Source organism: Dysgonomonas mossii DSM 22836, from assembly GCF_000213575.1.
GTDB lineage: Bacteria > Bacteroidota > Bacteroidia > Bacteroidales > Dysgonomonadaceae > Dysgonomonas > Dysgonomonas mossii.
Window position 1 is genome coordinate 282,079 of record NZ_GL892006.1, and the last position, 16,201, is coordinate 298,279.

Consider the following 16,201-nt stretch of genomic DNA (forward strand, 5'->3'; position numbering starts at 1 on the left):
AATTATAGATTGTTAAAGTCTTACTGTTACTTAAAAAAAGAAAAGATGAAATATATTATTGTAGGACTCGGAGTCTTCGGATCTTCACTTGCTGAGAAGTTAGCATCACAGGGTAATGAAGTAATCGGAGTAGATACAAAGCTCCAACGGGTAAATGAACTGAAAGATAAGATAACGCATGTTGCATGTTTGAATGTGACAGATGCCGTAGCAGTAGAAACATTACCTTTGAAAAATACAGATGTAGTTATTGTATGTATAGGAGAAGATCAGGGAGCTAATATAATGGCTACAGCCATGTTTAAAAACCTGAATGTGAAACGACTTATCGGAAGATCTCTTAATCCTTTGCATGAAAATGTTTTACAGGCAATTGGCGTGCATGAGATTGTCCGCCCGGAAGAAGAAACTGCTGAAAGATGGGCTAAGAAGCTTACACTTCGGGGGATGGTCGATTCTTTCGAATTAAATGAAAACTACAGTATTGTAGAGGTCTTAGTTCCTGAGATTTTTATCAGTAAGACAATTGAAGAAATTGGCTTTCGTAAAGAGTACAATATCTTAGTATTGACCGTTGTCAAGAATGTAGAAAAACAGAGTATTATTGGCAAAACTAGAGTTGTAGCCGATGTTCAGGGTATACCCAATCCAGATACGATATTAGAAAAAGATGATATTTTAGTTATATATGGATCTAATAAAAATATTAAGCAGTTTATTAGCAAGAGTAAAAAAAATAAATAGAAGGCGATGTTATTTGTGAAAATATTTATTATTTTTGCACTACTCGAAATTAAGGGAATGGGACTTCCCTGTTATAAACCGCTAATAAAGTAGCTGATAGTTCCTGCTTAACTTAATCAATAACTGGTTATGAGCGGGTTTTCTTTTATATTAATTACTATCAGTGATATTCTACCCAAAAGGAATTCTTGAATATGTCTGCTCATGCAATAGCCGCATGGGCTTTACTAGTTTCTATAAATCGCTAAAAATATGAATTATGAAAATTTCAAAAGTAGAAGCATTGGAAATACTCGATTCAAGAGGTAATCCAACAGTAGAAGCCAATATAATATTGGAAGATGGAACACAAGCACGGGCAATGGTACCCAGTGGAGCATCGACAGGTGAACGCGAAGCAACAGAACTCCGCGATGGTGATAAAAAACGCTACGGAGGTAAAGGAGTATTAAAAGCTGTTGAAAATGTGAATACTATAATAGCTAAAGAAATTGTTGGTAAAAGTTTTAATAGCCAACGTGAGATAGATTATTTAATGATTGATTTGGATGGTACTCCGAATAAATCGAAGCTGGGTGCAAACGCAATCCTTGCTGTTTCAATGGCGTATGCAAGAGCTAAAGCATTGAGTAAAGACACACCACTTTACCAATACTTAGGTGGCAGTAATGCTTACATGCTTCCTGTTCCTTGTATGAATGTTATAAACGGAGGTAAACATGCTGACAATAATGTGGATTTTCAAGAATTTATGATTGCTCCCCATAATGCCCCTTCTTTTCGGGAGTCTATCCGTATGGGTGAAGAAGTTTTTCACACTTTGAAATCTGTCTTAAATAAAAAAGGATTAAGCACTGGTGTTGGGGACGAAGGTGGTTTTGCCCCTAATTTGAAATCGAACGAAGAAGCAGTGGAGGTAATCCTTGAAGCAATAGAAAAAGCTGGATACAAATCAGGCACAGATATAAGCATTTGCCTTGACCCTGCAACGAGCGAAATGTGGGATAGCGGTAAGTACAAAATGTTTAAAAGTACAGGAAAACTTCTAAGTAGTGACGAAATGATTAAATTATGGGAAAGTTGGACCAAGCAGTATCCTATTGTTTTGCTTGAAGATGGTTTAGCTGAAAACGATTGGTCTGGATGGCAAATGCTTACAGAAGAATTAGGTGACAAAATAGAACTTGTTGGCGATGATATTTTTTGTACCAATAAAAAGATATTGCAGGAAGGTATTAGCAAAAAAGTAGCAAACTCTATACTCATCAAGCTTAATCAAATCGGAACAGTTACTGAAACATTGGAAACAATGGAACTGGCTAATAAGAATGGATATAATACTTTTATATCGCACCGAAGTGGAGAAACAGTTGATACTTTCATTGCCGATCTGACAGTCGGATTAAATGCTGGTCATATAAAAACAGGCAGTGGTTGCCGTGGCGAACGTATTGAAAAATTCAACCAGTTCATGCGTATTGAACATGAATTAGGTAAAAACTCATTATTTGCAGGCTTAAAAACATTTAAAAACATTTAAAAACAAGTAAAGATTCTATACTGAAAGGTGGTTAAGACAATCACCTTTCTTTATGTATTACAACAGTTTATGCACAAAATAAATTCATACAAACGATTAATGCTAAATGTAGAGCAGATCCCGTTACTCTTTTATCTGCTCAAATGGTTATTTATAACTTTAATCGCAGGAGCGTTAATCGGTTCAGCGTCGGCGTTATTACTGGTTTCTCTTGATTTTGTAACCAATTATAGAGAATCCCATTTGTGGATTATAGCCCTATTACCTGTCGCTGGATTAGTGATAGGATTAATCTATCATTATTTAGGAAGCAGTATTGTAAAGGGCAACAATTATCTGATAGAGGAAATACATAGTCCTAAAGACATTATTCCCCTCAAGATGGCTCCGCTTATATATATCGGAACAGTGATAACTCATTTATTCGGAGGTTCAGCTGGGCGTGAAGGTACTGCCGTGCAAATGGGAGGGGCTATTGCTGATCAGTTTTCCCGTATCTTCAAATTAAAGCAACGCGACCATAGGATTATGATTATGGTTGGTATTAGTGCTGGTTTTGCTTCCGTTTTTGGTACCCCTTTGGCTGGAGCTGTTTTTGCACTCGAAGTTATTATTGTAGGAAGAATGAGGTATGAAGCCATATTGCCAAGTTTTCTTGCCGCCATTTTTGCTCATCTAACTTGCCACACATGGGGTGTAGCCCACACTCATTACAGCATTCCGGATGTTCCTTCATTAAGTGTGTTAAACATTTTATTGGTAATTGGGGTGGGTATTCTTTGCGGATTAGCAGCCATGCTGTTTTCTCGTATGGTTCACTTTTGGTCAGAGCAGGCTAAAGATAAAGTGAAATATGCCCCTTTGCGACCTTTTCTTGGTGGAATTGTTATTGCTGTTACGATATGGTTACTGGGCACTACCAAGTATATTGGCTTAGGAGTACCAACGATTGTAGAATCTTTTTCTGTTCAACAGGAGTGGTATAGTTTTCTACTGAAAATACTGTTGACTACTTTTACTATCGGTGTGGGATTCAAAGGTGGGGAAGTAACACCTTTGTTTTTTATTGGAGCTACATTGGGTAGTGCCTTATTTTGTATTATTCCGCTGCCAATGGCTCTATTAGCAGGAATAGGCTTTGTTGCTGTGTTTTCAGGAGCTACAAATACACCTATTGCTTGTACACTAATGGGGATTGAATTGTTTGGCGCAGAAAGTGGTATATACATTGGTTTGGCATGTGTGGTAGCCTATATGTTCTCTGGTCACACAGGCATTTATGCTTCTCAGATAGTAGGAAGCCCAAAGCATCTTATTTATGGAAAAATAAAAGGTCGACACATAAAATAGAATAATTATGAATAATATAATAACAGTACGAGTATACTTCGAGCATGGGGAAAAGATAAAAGGATTAACTTTCAGGCAAAGATTATTTCATGGTGGTTTTGCCCATTATATGCTTAAAGCAGCAAAAAAAGATGGTATTAAACAGGCAATATGCTTTCCTGTAACATCCGGATATTTATCACATCAAACAAGAATACATGTTGAAAATACAGAATCAATCTCTTTCCGACATCCTCAATGTATAGAATTAACAGATGAAGAAGATAAAATTAAATCCTTTATTGATGCTTATAAAGATCATTTTACTGATACAGATGTTTTTATTGTAAAAAATGAGATTGTCTTAAAGTTCCAAAAAACCGATAGAAAGGAAAAATTATAAAATACTAGGACTCGATCCAACAATGAGAAATTTTATATTTACAACTAAAAGTTCAAAAAAAATTCGAGTCTGAAATAAACTAATACTAAAAAAAATAGTTCGCAAACTTACGAATTTCAAATTAATTCGTATATTTGCGAACGTAAATACAAATAGATATGTCAAAGAAAGAACTTACAGCTCAACAAGAGCAACTTGCACGTTTTGCAAAAGCAATGGGGCATCCTATTCGCATCGCTATATTAGAAATGCTGGCAAACGAATCATGTTGCTATCATGGCGATATGTCGGAAATATTGCCCATTGCCAAAAGCACGCTATCACAGCATCTCAATGAATTAAAAGATGCCGAGTTAATCAAGGGTACAATTACGTTGCCGACAGTCAAGTACTGTATAAACGAAGAAAATTGGGAGAAAGCTAAAAAAATGTTTTCTGAATTATTTGTAGAAATTTGTAATGAAGACAATTGCAATACGAAGTAAAAAATTTATACACAACATTCGTATTTCCACGAATAACGAACATATTAACTTTTAATAAATATAAAATATGAAAATACTTATCCTTTGTACTGGTAATAGCTGCCGTAGCCAGATGGCACATGGTTTCCTACAATCTTTCGACCCTAAACTATTGGTCTATTCCGCAGGAACAAAAGCAAGCGGAAAAGTAAACCCCAAAGCAATAGAAGTGATGCACGATGCAGGAATAGATATTTCGCACCATACATCCGATAGCATAGACAGATACATCAATGATGAGTGGGATTATGTGATTACCGTTTGTGGTGGAGCAAATGAAAGCTGCCCCGCATTTTCGGGCAAAGTAAAGACCCGTTTGCACATCGGATTTGATGATCCGTCCGAAGCCATTGGAACACCCGAATTTATACAATCCGAGTATGTCAGGGTAAGGGACGAAATCAAAAAAGCATTTTACGAACTATACATTAACAAGATAAAGAGCAATGAGCAAAAGAAAAATGAGTTTCTTAGATAAGAACTTAACTCTTTGGATATTCCTGGCAATGACTGTCGGTGTGGGATTGGGGTATTTTGTACCCTCTTTCAGCGGCCATATAGATTCCATGTCGAGCGGAACAACAAATATCCCTTTGGCAATCGGTCTTATCCTTATGATGTACCCGCCATTGGCAAAAGTAGATTATAAGCTGTTACCCAAAGTATTTACCAATGTGAAGATATTAGGTACATCGTTATTTCTAAACTGGATTGTCAGCCCTGTTCTGATGTTCATTTTAGCCATTACCTTTTTGCAGGACTATCCCGAATATATGGTCGGTGTCATTCTTATCGGTTTGGCACGATGTATTGCGATGGTGCTTGTATGGAATGATCTGGCAGAAGGCAACAGGGAATACGGGGCAGGACTCGTAGCTCTGAACAGCATCTTCCAAGTATTTTTTTACAGTTTCTATGCGTGGCTGTTTATAACCGTATTACCCCCTTACTTCGGTTTTGAAGGTGCTATCGTAGATATATCTATTGGTACGATTGCAGAAACAGTCGCTATCTATCTGGGTATTCCTTTTCTTATGGGTATTCTTAGCCGTTTTATTTTTGTCAAAGTAAAAGGAGAACAATGGTATCGGGACAAATTTATCCCCGCTATTTCGCCCATTACATTAATCGCATTACTACTTACCATTGTACTCATGTTCAGTCTCAAAGGAGAACTGATCGTACAAATACCAATGGATGTGGTACGCATCGCCATTCCTTTACTGATTTACTTCGTAGCCATGTTCTTTATCAGCTTCTTTGTCAGTAAGGCAATGGGAGCAAGCTATGATAAAAATGCTTCTATCTCGTTTACCGCAGCAGGAAACAACTTTGAACTCGCTATTGCGGTAGCTATCGGTGTATTCGGCATTCATAGCGGACAAGCTTTCGCAGGCGTAGTTGGTCCGCTTGTCGAAGTGCCTGTACTGATTGCATTGGTGAATGTCGCTTTTTGGTTGAGAAAAAAGTATTACAAAACAGAAAAACAACTTTAAAATAATCTCACAATGAAAAAATCTATTCTTATCGCACTATTCGCAGCCTTTCTGGTTTCATGCGGAAGCAAGAACACAGAAAACAAACAGGCGGTAAAAGCCGATACAAAGGAACAATGCCTATCAATGACTGAGACTTCCATCGTAAACGTATATTACTTTCATGGCAAGCAACGTTGTAAAACCTGTATAGCTATCGAGAATGTAACTAAAAACACAATAGCAGATAACTACAAGGACAATCCGAATGTCAGATATGTAGAAGTAAATATTGACGAAGCTCAAAATAAAGATCTAGTAGAAAAGTACGAAATTGCTTTCAGTTCTTTAATTATAGTGAAAGCTGATAATGCAACGGATCTGACCGAACAGGCTTTTGCCAATGCCGTCAATTCGCCTGATATACTAACGAAGCTTATCAAGGACGAAGTAAATAAACACATTGATTAATGGAGTTTTTACAACAAATAGTAGACAATTCGGATATCCCTGTACTAACAGCCTTTGTATTGGGGCTTATGACAGCAATAAGTCCCTGCCCATTAGCTATGAATATAACGGCAACAGCCTATCTGAGTAAAGATATAGCCGATAAAAAGCGTGTTTTTCTCAATGGTATATTTTATACATTGGGACGTATATTCAGCTATACGGTATTAGGGTTGGTATTCTATTTTGGAGCCAGTAAATTCTATATAGCTAAGATGTTGCAGAATATAAGCGGATTGTATTTGGGAATTTCTTTGGTTATCATAGGTATATTAATGCTCGACGTTATCAAGTTTAACATTCCCTTACTCAACAAGTTTACAGCGAAAGTTAGTGAGAAAAAGATGAAAAACAACTATCTCAATGCTTTCCTGTTGGGAGTATTATTTTCTTTAGCTTTCTGTCCGTATAGCGGAGTGTTGTATTTCGGGGTACTTATTCCTATGACAATAAGCAGTGCAACGGGATTGATTTTACCGCCTGTATATGCTATTGCAACAGGATTACCCGTACTCATTACTGCTTATCTGATAGCTTACAGTATGTCAAATGTAGGTAAGTTCTATAACCGAATGAAAAGTTTTGAAGTCTGGTTCAGGCGTATCGTATCGGCGGTATTTATCGTAGTAGGAATATATTATATTGTAATTAATATTTAGGTCGCAGACCTTTCTATTATCAAATCAGAATTAAAACTAAAAAGATATGGAAATAATAGTATTAGGGACAGGATGTGCCAAATGCAAGACCACTTATGACAAAGTAGCCAAAGTGCTTGCGGAAAACAACAATACGGCTACATTGAAAAAAGAGGAAGATATTCTGGAGATAGTAAAATATAACATCATGTCACTGCCTGCTGTGGTGGTGGATGGCGAAGTGAAGATAAAAGGATATGTGCCGACAGAAGACGAAATAAAACAAGTAATCAATTAAATAAAAAGGTTATGTTGGATTTGAAGTTAGATAACCGTAAAATAATGAAAATATATGATTCCGCATTATGTTGTCCGACTGGATTATGCGGTGTAAATATAGACCCTGAACTGATGCGTATAGCTATAGTTGTGGAAACCTTGAAACGAAAAGGTATCCCCGTAGTACGCTATAACCTCAAAGATAACCCACAGGTATATATAGATACAAAGGTGGTTAATGAATGCCTGATGAAAGAAACTGCTGATGTACTGCCTATCATAACATTAGATGATGAAGTAGTATTGACAAAACAATACCCCTCTAACGCACAGATAGCCGAATGGCTCAATGTAAAAGAGGAAGAACTTACCGTAAAAAAATAAAATAAATATCCCTCTCTTATACAACAACTTAATCTGTTCTACAGGAATAGAAAGGGATGCTATTATCTAAATAAAACAAATAAATACATTAGAAATATGAAAAAGTACAATCCCTCAGTAATAGACTTGACAAAGTATATATTCTTTACAGGTAAAGGCGGAGTAGGAAAAACATCTATCGCTTGTGCAACAGCCGTAAATCTCGCCGATAGTGGTAAGAAAGTCTTGCTTATCAGTACCGACCCTGCATCCAACTTGCAGGATGTCTTTAATATGGACTTGGATAACAAAGGCAAACAAATAAAAGAAGTACCTAACCTCACCGTTGTAAACCTTGATCCCGAACAGGCAGCAGCCGAATACAGGGAATCGGTTATCGCACCCTTTAGAGGTAAACTGCCCGAAAGTGTAATCACGAATATGGAAGAACAGCTTTCAGGCTCATGTACCATTGAAATAGCAGCATTCAACGAATTTTCGGACTTTATTACCGATGAGAGGAAACGTAAAGATTTTGACTTCATCATCTTCGACACCGCACCTACCGGACACACACTGCGCATGCTTCAATTACCATCTGCGTGGGATACTTTTATTGCAGAAAATACAACGGGAGCATCCTGCTTAGGGCAGTTGTCTGGATTAGAGGACAGAAAAGAGGTGTATAAAAATGCGGTTAATACCCTTTCCGATAGCAAACAAACCACCCTGATATTGGTTGGCCGACCCGATGAAAGTCCGTTGAAAGAAGTCGAACGTTCTTCCAAAGAACTACTGGACTTGAATATCATATCTCACAATCTGATAATAAACGGTGTGTTGGAAAATTATGATGACAACGATACAGTTTCCAAACAGATATATCAACGCCAGCAAAATGCGCTCAACAGCCGTTCCGAAGTGTTATTAAAACTCAAGACTTATTTTGTACCCCTTCGCTCATATAACATGACAGGGATTGACAATATCCGTAATATGCTGAATAGTGACATGCAAATTGAGACAAAATTCGCAGAAATAGATACGAAAGGTTTCCAGACAATTGACAATATCATTGACGATCTCTATAATTCAGGCAAACGGGTAATCTTTACAATGGGCAAAGGTGGTGTAGGAAAAACAACCATTGCAGGCAATATAGCGAGGGGGTTAGCACAAAAAGGTGTAAAAGTGCATCTGACAACTACCGATCCTGCCAATCACCTATCTTTCATCGAGACAAAGGTAGAAGGTATAACAGTAAGCCATATTGACGAAAGAGCAGTATTGGCAGCCTACCAGAAGAATGTACTGGAGAAAGCAAGGGAAACAATGGGCGATGCCGATTTAAGTTATATCGAAGAAGATTTGCGTTCTCCATGTACGCAGGAAATAGCCGTTTTCAATTCCTTTGCTGAGATTGTAGCAAAAGCAGATAATGAAGTCGTAGTAATTGATACCGCACCGACAGGACATACTTTATTACTTCTGGATTCAACACAAAGTTATCATAAAGAAGTAGAACGTACACAGGGTAATATAACACCTGCTGTTAAAAATTTGCTCCCACGCTTGCGTAATGAGAAGGAAACAGAAGTCGTTATAGTTACTTTACCGGAAACAACGCCCGTATTTGAAGCGCAACGTTTGCAACAGGATTTGGGACGTGCAGGAATTAAAAACAAATGGTGGCTGGTAAATTCAAGTTTATTACTTACACCAACAATCAGTCCGTTTCTGAAAGCGAAGGCACAAAGCGAGATTCAGTGGATTGAGAAAGTAAATGAAATTTCTAACGGTAATTTTGCCGTGATTGAATGGAAAGATAAAGTATAAACTTTTACAAATTATTCACCCTTATCATTCGAATCTCAAAATCAATATATTTATTCCCTTTCTTTAGAATTTCAGTATCAACAATAGTCTTACGAATAAGCTTGTCATTAAAGCCATATTTCTTGCTTAAGATATCTTGAGTAGGTTTTACAGGATTGTCCCAATCCGAATAAGAATACTTTTTGGGTTAAATTAAGGAAATATCGGCACAAAAAAATAAGGATATTCATCACGAATATCCTTATTAATATTTGGTATGTATCAGATTGTATTACTCTACACCTCCTCCAAGCGCCCTGTATAAATTAACAGTTGCCTGAAGCTGTTCGAGCTTATCATTTACCTGTCCAAGTTGTGCTTGCAACAGATTTTGCTCCGCGTTTAGCACTTCTGTATAATTCGCCTCTCCGGCTTTAAGCAACACTTTAGTATCATCCACTGCAGTAAAGAGGGCTTCCACTTGTTTTGCTCTATCTTCGTTTTTACGTAACGAGGATTCGTAAATATACATTATATCAGAAACTTCTTGTCCTGCTTTTAAGACTGTTTGCTCAAATGTCAACAATGCTTCTTCCTGTTGAGCTTTAGCCACTTTATATTGTCCTCTCAGCTGATTTCCGGCAAAAATAGGCTGCGTTAAACCTCCTACTATATTAGCTAATATATTGGCTGGTTGAAAAAACTGAGACAATGTGTTAGAAGCATAACCTATTGTTGACGTACCCAGTGTCAATGAAGGATATAAAGACCGCTGAGCAACATTCCTCATTTCAAATGCATATCTGAATCCCATTTCAGCTTGGATTACATCCGGACGCTTCGCCAACATTTGTGCAGGAACACCATATTGTAATTGTGTAGGAACAGACTGATCTTTGATAGCAGTTCTATATATCGGACCAGGTTTGCGACCAACAAGAACAGAAAGAGAATTCTCTAATTGTCTTATTTGACTCTCTAGTGTAGGTACGCTAACTTGCGTATTATATAGCAATGCTTCACTCTGTTTAACCCCTGCACGGTTAAGCAACCCGGCCTGCATCATATCCGTCATAGTAGCAGTAGATTCTTTAAGCAAACCTATGGTCTCCTTCGTAATCTTTAATTGCTCGTCTAAAGCCAATAGAGAATAATAAGTAGTTGCGATATTGGCTACCAATGATGTTTGTATCAAGTTGCGATAGGCATGAGTACTTACTAAATTAGCGTACTGAGCTCTCGACTTGCTACTAAGTTTCCCCCAAAGATCGGCCTCCCATTGTACGGCGAAGCCCAATCCAAACTGAGTACCTGTTTCATATCCTAATACTCTTTCTTTTCCGTTTTTGATACTTCCCCGAGTGTGCGTCACCTGACCGGCTAAAGCTATAGTTGGGAAATACGCAGATTTAGCAACGACCAGACCTGCTTCCGCTTGTTGAATTCGGGTATAAGCTATTCTCAGATCAAAGTTATTAGCCAATCCTTCATCAATAAGAGCCTGAAGGGCAGGATCTGTAAAATATTCCCTCCACGGGATATTTGCAATCGTAGTTGTATCTGTGGGATTTTCTCCCCTAAACATATCTTGCGAGTCTATTTCAGGAGCTTTATAGTTACTTACTATTCCGCAGGAGGTGAATCCCATTGAGAGTATTACCCCCAACAGAACCACACCTTTTATATATTTTCTCTTCATTGTTATTGGTTTTTATTAATAAACTCATCATTAGAGTTAATCATACCCGATTTACTTATCTTATCCTGTATTGTCTGGAATATAATATATAGGGAAGGAATAACCAGTACCCCAAGCATAGTCCCAATAAACATACCCCCTACAGCACTAATACCAATCGATCTGTTACCGATAGCTCCTGCTCCTGAAGCAAACATCAGAGGCAATATACCTGCAATGAAAGCAAAGGAAGTCATCAAAATCGGGCGAAGACGTGCTACAGCTCCGTTTACGGCAGCTTCCACGATACTCATACCTTGCTGGCGTCGCTGCAATGCATATTCCACAATAAGGATAGCATTCTTAGCCAGCAACCCAATTAACATAATCATCGATATTTGGACGTATATGTTATTTACAATCCCTCGCGAAAGACCGAATATCATCAAGAATATAAATACTCCGGCAAGTCCCACCGGCAAAGAGAATAATACAGCCAATGGTATAATGTAACTTTCGTACAAGGCCGACAGCAATAAATAAACGAATATCAAACAAATACCAAATATTAATACTGTCTGACTTCCACTATTAGCCTCCTCTCGAGTCATACCTGAATACTCGAAGGTATATCCATCAGGGAAAATAGTTTTATCTTGAGACCATTCTTCCAATAGACGTAACACGTCACCGGTGCTCTTTCCGTCAATTAAGTTAGGTATAACAGTCAAGTCGATAGATGAATACATATTGAATCGGCTCAATGTTGGAGGAGCTACAATATCTTCTACATGAAGAAATTCTGTAATTGGAGCCATCTCTCCGGTCTTTGTTTTTACAAACAAACCACTCAGATCATCCCATTGTCTTCTATATTCAGGAGATGCTTGCAGTACTACCCTAAATTGTTTTCCATACAAGTTGAACGTTGAAGCATATGAACTACCAACATAAGCTTGTAATGATCCCATTACTTCGCTAAGAGTAAGACCAGCTGCTTTAATCTTTGGTAAATCTGCCGATATCTCTTTTTGAGGGAAAGCAGGATTAAAGTTGGTCATGGCCATAAGAACAACATCATTCCTAGCCCGCAATTTTTGAATAATATTTTGAGCAACGTCATTAAATTTGTTGATATCGCCACCCGTACGGTCTTGCAATTGCATCTCAACGCCTGCTCCCAAACCAAAACCTTGAAGGGTTGGAGTGGCCACAAAGAAGAAGGTAGCACCCTTTATCTTGCTTGTCTTTTCTTTAAGGATTGCAGACACTTCATTCGTTGACAATTTACGGTCATTCCAAGGCTCCATTTTCACGACTAGAGTACCGTAAGAACTGTTCATACCAGCCATAAAGTTAACCCCTGTAATGTTTGTAACACTCTTAACACCTTCTATATCATGAGCTATTTTAACAACTTCGCTAACAACAGAATCTGTTCTTTCCAATGAAGATCCGGGAGGTAATGTTACAAAGGCAAGTACACCACCACTATCCTCATTAGGCACAAAACCTGTAGGTAACAGCTTCATCAACCCGAATAAAACAACTGACGATACAATGATTATAGCTACTGTAATCCAACGATGCCCTTTTCTTCCAAGGAAGTGAAGACTCTTCTTGTACTTTTGAGTAGCACTGTTGAAAGTCATATTAAAGTAATAATAGAAGCGTTGGATAAAACCTTTGCTCTTATGCTCCTCATCATGTGGCTTCAAAAAGAGAGCACACAAAGCCGGACTCAAAGTCAATGCATTGACCGCCGAAATAAGAATTGCAATAGAGAGAGTTAGTCCGAACTGCTTGAAGAATATACCTGAAGTTCCTCCAATAAAGCTGACCGGAATAAACACCGCCGACATCACAAGCGTAATAGATATAATAGCAGGTGCAATTTCTTTCAAGGCTGTCATTGTAGCTACTTTAGGATCTTTTTCTCCGGCATCGAGCTGCGCATGTACCGCCTCGACGACGACAATAGCATCGTCGACCACAATACCTATAGCCAACACCAAAGCAAACAGTGTCAATAGATTTATAGAGAACCCAAACACCTGCAAGAAAAAGAACGTACCTATAATGGCAACAGGAACTGCTATAGCGGGAATAAGAGTAGATCTAATATCCTGTAAGAATACAAACACTACTATAAACACCAATATAAAGGCTTCAATCAACGTATGGATTACTTTCTCTATAGATGCATCCAAAAACTCACTGGAGTCCATTATATAATTGATCTTAACTCCAGAAGGCAATGTTTTTTCAGCATCATTCAATACAGTCTTAACATTCTTAATAACCTCCTGTGCATTTGATCCTGCAGTTTGGTAGATCATTATAAATACAGACTGATTTTTGTCTGTTTCAGAAACAACGCTATAGCTCAACGAACCCAACTCAACTTTAGCAACATCCTTCAATCTCAAAATTTGTCCATCTTGAGAACGTAATATGATATTTCCAAATTCTTCTTCGGTTTTCAGCTTTCCTGTATATCTCATCGTATATTGGAACGACTGATCACTATTTTGGCCTAATTCACCCGGTGCTGCTTCTATATTTTGATCTGCTAATGCTGCAGAAATCTCTTGTACAGAAATCTTGTAAGCAGCCATTACGTCAGGCTTTAGCCAAACACGCATCGAGTAGTCTCTTGCACCGAACACACTGGCATTACCAACACCGTATACACGCTTTATCTGAGGTAAGATGTTAATGTTAGCATAATTCTGAAGGAATTCTCCATCATAGTCAGGGTTATTGGTACTCAAAGTCAAACCTAACAATGTACTATTCTGCTGTTTTGATACAATTACCCCTAACTGTGTCACTTCTTGGGGAAGCAATGGTGTTGCACGTGCTGCTAGATTTTGTACGTTCACCGATGCAATATCAGGATTAACTCCTTGCTTAAAGAGTACCTTAATGGTAGCCGTACCATTACTTGCTGACGATGTCATATATGTCATCCCTTCCACTCCGTTTATCTGCTCTTCGAGAGGAATAACCACACTATTCAATACCACATCCGCATTTGCACCCGGATAGGTAGCCTGAACCTGTACTGTCGGAGGTGCAATATCAGGATACTGTTCTACAGGCAACGTTGCCAACCCAATAATACCTAATACTACAATGATGACAGAAATAACAGTAGAAAGCACAGGTCTTTCTATAAATGTTTTTAACATTATTTCCTTATTTTATTTATTAAATAAATTATCTATTTCTTGACAATAATCCTAGCACTGTCAGACAATGTTGCAATACCGTCTACTACAACTCGGTCGTTAGGCGCAAGTCCGTTTGTAACAACGTATCTTTTGCCATCAGGAGTAGCAGTAACATCTATAAGTGTTTGAACAGCTATAGAATCACTAACAACTTTATAGATGAGCAATTTATTTTGCTTGGTCAATGTAGCTGCCTGCGGTACAACAAGGGCTTTTTCAATATATCTAGGAATCAAAAGATTTCCGCTGAAACCACTACGCAAAAGACCTTCAGGATTAGTAAATTCGGCTCTCAAGTTTACAGATCCGGTAGTTACATTCACCTGACCTGATATCGTTTTAATAACCCCTTTTTCCGGATACATTGTTCCATCAGCCATTCTCAGCGATACCTTAGGTAGATTTTTGATCTTTTCAGCCTGATTTTTCCCCGGCAAGTTAGCTAACAAGGATACAAGATCCTTTTCATTCAATGAAAAATACGCAAAGACATTCCCTATGCTCGAAACTGTAGTTAAAACATTTGAGTTATTAACCAAACTTCCCTGACGGAAGGAGATGGTTCCAACAACTCCGTCAACAGGGCTTGTCACGTTTGTCCAACCTAACGTTGCATTTGCATTTGCCAAAGTTGCTTCTGCCTGGTTCTTTGTAGCCAGAGCTACATTGTATGCGTTTTGATAAGTTGCCAACTGAGTTGTACTAACAATTCCTTTGTCTGCCAATGGTTTAATTCGGTCTACATTCAGCTTCGCTGTTTGCAACTGAGCTTCGGCACTGGCTACCGCAGCCTTAGCTGTTGTCACAGCCTGAATAGCTGATGGTGAGTTAATCTTAAACAACGCCTGTCCTTTTCTTACTACAGAGCCCTCGTCTATATAAATGGCATCAATAAATCCATCTATACGAGGTCTGATCTCGATATCTTCCTGGCCTTTGATAGTAACCGGATATACAGTCTCAAGTTCTACACTTTCTTCACTTAGTACGGCTGTTTTATATTCTTGCGGTGCCGTATTAGTCTGCGCAAAAGGATTGGCTCCTCCACCACAAGATGATGTTATAACCATTAGAGCTATTGCTCCAAAAACAATCTGTCTTAAATTCATACCTAATCAATATTTAATTACCTGTTGTTACTTTATTAAATCGTTCTATTTCTTGTAAAAGAATCTGCAATTGAGTTTTCAGTGCTTCACAATCAATATTCTCAAATAATAAGCTTTGCCCTTCCCTTACTTTAGCAATAGCTCTTTCGAAAAGCTCCGAGCCTGATTTGGTTACTTCCACAATTCGGGCCCTAGTATCTGTTACACTTTCCCTCCTACTTATAAGACCTTTCTTTTGAAGATTTCTTAATATAGTAGAAGTAGTCATAGGATCAATACCTGTCTCTTGCGACAGAATAATTTGTGTAGCTTCAATATTTTCTCTCGACATATGATAGATAGCTCCAAGCAACTCCAATTGTGAACCTGTTAGACCAAACTCTCCTAACAGGCGGAGCTTCCCTCTCTGCCAATATTTAGAAACTTTCCAAATTAAATAACCTATATCATCATTGGAATCTTCTAACTTATTACAATTTCCCACCATTCAATAGTTTTTATATTTCGGGACAAAAGTAATAAGCGCACTTATTATAAGCACACAATACAGCCAAATTA

Annotated in this window: 16 protein-coding genes and 1 riboswitch; of the genes, 12 read left to right on the forward strand and 4 right to left on the reverse strand. The window is 38.0% G+C overall.

The window, feature by feature from the left end:
* Nucleotides 1–45: 45 nt before the first annotated feature.
* From HMPREF9456_RS08100 to arsA, 12 genes are all read left to right on the forward strand, one after another.
* Entirely contained in the window at nt 46–744 is a 699-nt protein-coding gene (locus tag HMPREF9456_RS08100) for a potassium channel family protein (RefSeq protein ID WP_006843010.1), read from the forward strand.
* A 44-nt stretch (nt 745–788) separates the two neighbouring features.
* Nucleotides 789–857, forward strand: a riboswitch (Fluoride riboswitch).
* A 146-nt stretch (nt 858–1,003) separates the two neighbouring features.
* On the forward strand, nt 1,004–2,284 hold the full coding sequence (gene eno, locus HMPREF9456_RS08105) for a phosphopyruvate hydratase (protein ID WP_006843011.1): 1,281 nt from the start codon (nt 1,004–1,006) through the stop codon (nt 2,282–2,284).
* A gap of 99 nt (nt 2,285–2,383) precedes the next feature.
* On the forward strand, nt 2,384–3,634 hold the full coding sequence (locus HMPREF9456_RS08110) for a voltage-gated chloride channel family protein (RefSeq protein ID WP_006843012.1): 1,251 nt from the start codon (nt 2,384–2,386) through the stop codon (nt 3,632–3,634).
* A gap of 7 nt (nt 3,635–3,641) precedes the next feature.
* Nucleotides 3,642–4,016 carry a DUF190 domain-containing protein gene (locus HMPREF9456_RS08115; RefSeq protein ID WP_006843013.1) on the forward strand — a complete coding sequence of 125 codons (375 nt, stop codon included), beginning with the start codon at nt 3,642–3,644 and terminating at the stop codon, nt 4,014–4,016.
* 158 nt (nt 4,017–4,174) lie between these two features.
* Nucleotides 4,175–4,501, forward strand: coding sequence for an ArsR/SmtB family transcription factor (locus HMPREF9456_RS08120; protein WP_006843014.1), 327 nt, complete (start codon nt 4,175–4,177; stop codon nt 4,499–4,501).
* Nucleotides 4,502–4,568: 67 nt separating this feature from the next.
* The gene (locus HMPREF9456_RS08125; protein ID WP_006843015.1) at nt 4,569–5,018 is read left to right on the forward strand and encodes an arsenate reductase ArsC; all 450 of its coding nucleotides are present in this window, start codon (nt 4,569–4,571) and stop codon (nt 5,016–5,018) included.
* Nucleotides 4,987–6,036, forward strand: a complete 1,050-nt coding sequence (gene arsB, locus HMPREF9456_RS08130) for an ACR3 family arsenite efflux transporter (RefSeq protein ID WP_006843016.1) — start codon at nt 4,987–4,989, stop codon at nt 6,034–6,036. The genes HMPREF9456_RS08125 and arsB overlap by 32 nt, the downstream gene beginning before the upstream one ends.
* Before the next feature lie 12 nt (nt 6,037–6,048).
* A complete protein-coding gene (locus HMPREF9456_RS08135; protein WP_006843017.1) occupies nt 6,049–6,486 on the forward strand; it encodes a nitrophenyl compound nitroreductase subunit ArsF family protein in 438 nt (145 codons plus the stop codon).
* Complete coding sequence (locus tag HMPREF9456_RS08140; RefSeq protein WP_006843018.1) at nt 6,486–7,184, forward strand: aromatic aminobenezylarsenical efflux permease ArsG family transporter; 699 nt, start codon at nt 6,486–6,488, stop codon at nt 7,182–7,184. Before HMPREF9456_RS08135 ends, HMPREF9456_RS08140 begins: the two co-directional genes overlap by 1 nt.
* 46 nt (nt 7,185–7,230) lie before the next feature.
* Nucleotides 7,231–7,461, forward strand: a complete 231-nt coding sequence (locus HMPREF9456_RS08145; protein WP_006843019.1) for a thioredoxin family protein — start codon at nt 7,231–7,233, stop codon at nt 7,459–7,461.
* Nucleotides 7,462–7,505: 44 nt separating this feature from the next.
* Entirely contained in the window at nt 7,506–7,826 is a 321-nt protein-coding gene (gene arsD, locus HMPREF9456_RS08150) for an arsenite efflux transporter metallochaperone ArsD (RefSeq protein ID WP_018074869.1), read from the forward strand.
* A gap of 96 nt (nt 7,827–7,922) precedes the next feature.
* The gene (arsA, locus tag HMPREF9456_RS08155) at nt 7,923–9,641 is read left to right on the forward strand and encodes an arsenical pump-driving ATPase (RefSeq protein WP_006843021.1); all 1,719 of its coding nucleotides are present in this window, start codon (nt 7,923–7,925) and stop codon (nt 9,639–9,641) included.
* Nucleotides 9,642–9,912: 271 nt separating this feature from the next.
* Here arsA and HMPREF9456_RS08160 read toward each other — a convergent pair whose 3' ends face one another.
* From HMPREF9456_RS08160 to HMPREF9456_RS08175, 4 genes are read right to left on the reverse strand one after another with little or no spacing between them, the layout of a single operon-like run.
* Entirely contained in the window at nt 9,913–11,319 is a 1,407-nt protein-coding gene (locus tag HMPREF9456_RS08160; protein ID WP_006843022.1) for an efflux transporter outer membrane subunit, read from the reverse strand.
* 2 nt (nt 11,320–11,321) lie between these two features.
* On the reverse strand, nt 11,322–14,492 hold the full coding sequence (locus HMPREF9456_RS08165) for an efflux RND transporter permease subunit (RefSeq protein WP_006843023.1): 3,171 nt from the start codon (nt 14,490–14,492) through the stop codon (nt 11,322–11,324).
* A gap of 32 nt (nt 14,493–14,524) precedes the next feature.
* Nucleotides 14,525–15,643 carry an efflux RND transporter periplasmic adaptor subunit gene (locus tag HMPREF9456_RS08170; RefSeq protein ID WP_006843024.1) on the reverse strand — a complete coding sequence of 373 codons (1,119 nt, stop codon included), beginning with the start codon at nt 15,641–15,643 and terminating at the stop codon, nt 14,525–14,527.
* A gap of 13 nt (nt 15,644–15,656) precedes the next feature.
* Complete coding sequence (locus HMPREF9456_RS08175; protein ID WP_006843025.1) at nt 15,657–16,130, reverse strand: MarR family winged helix-turn-helix transcriptional regulator; 474 nt, start codon at nt 16,128–16,130, stop codon at nt 15,657–15,659.
* Between the last annotated feature and the right edge of the window lie 71 nt (nt 16,131–16,201).